Annotated in this window: 2 protein-coding genes; both read left to right on the top strand. The window is 77.0% G+C overall.

The window, feature by feature from the left end:
• Positions 1-321, top strand: a 321-nt coding sequence (locus ESO86_RS17950; protein ID WP_277985256.1) for an NAD(P)H-hydrate epimerase, incomplete at its 5' end; no start/stop codon positions are given.
• An 83-nt stretch (positions 322-404) separates the two neighbouring features.
• Positions 405-766: DUF3151 family protein (locus tag ESO86_RS17945; RefSeq protein ID WP_165308378.1), on the top strand; the 362-nt coding region annotated here is incomplete at its 3' end.

The raw sequence follows: 766 nt of genomic DNA, 5'->3' as shown, positions 1-766 counted from the left end.
ACGGCTCGCGAGGTCGTGGCGCGCGTGCGCACGGTGCTCGGGCCGGAGTGGGTCGCGCGTGCCGGGAGCGGCACGCGGCATCCGCTCGTCGTCGCGGTCGACCTGCCGAGCGGGATCTCGCCCGACGACGGGCGCGTGCCCGACCCGACGGTGCTTCCGGCGGACGTGACGGTGACGATGGGCGCCGTGAAGGCGGGGCTGCTGCTGGGGCCCGCGGTGGAGGTCGTCGGACGCGTCGTGCTCGTCGACCTCGGGCTCGGCCGGGCGCTCGCCGGGGTGCAGCCGGTCGTGACGGGCGGGGGGCGGCACGAGCTCCCCTGACGGCACGCCTCGCCGGCCGGCGGGCCCCGCGGTCGTCCTCCCGCGCTCCCGGGTCGCCCGAACCCCATGCGTTACGGTTGAGTGTGACTCAGGAACAGACCCCACCCGAGCCCGAGGCGGTGCTCGCCGATGAACCCGAGGTGCGGCAGGCGCTGAGCGAGGCCGCTCGCGGGTCGGTCGCCGGAGTCGTCGTGGACCACCCGTCCTCGCCGCTCGCGTGGGCCGAGCTGGCCGATCGGGCCGATTCGGAAGGGCGCGCGCTCGATGCGTTCGCCTACGCCGTCGTCGCGGTCGACCTGGCGCGCGAGTCGCTCGAGGCCTCCGGGTGGAGCGCGGGCGAACCCGTGCCGTGGTCCGAGGAGCCGAACCGGGCCTACCTGCGTGCCCTCGACGCCGAGCGTCGCGCGGCCGCGCGGCTGGGTCTCGACGATCGGGCCGCGCGCGC

This window comes from Agromyces binzhouensis, from assembly GCF_004135055.1.
Lineage (GTDB): Bacteria > Actinomycetota > Actinomycetes > Actinomycetales > Microbacteriaceae > Agromyces > Agromyces binzhouensis.
The sequence above is the reverse complement of the archived record's forward strand: the minus strand, read 5'-3'. Positions and strand labels throughout refer to the sequence as shown.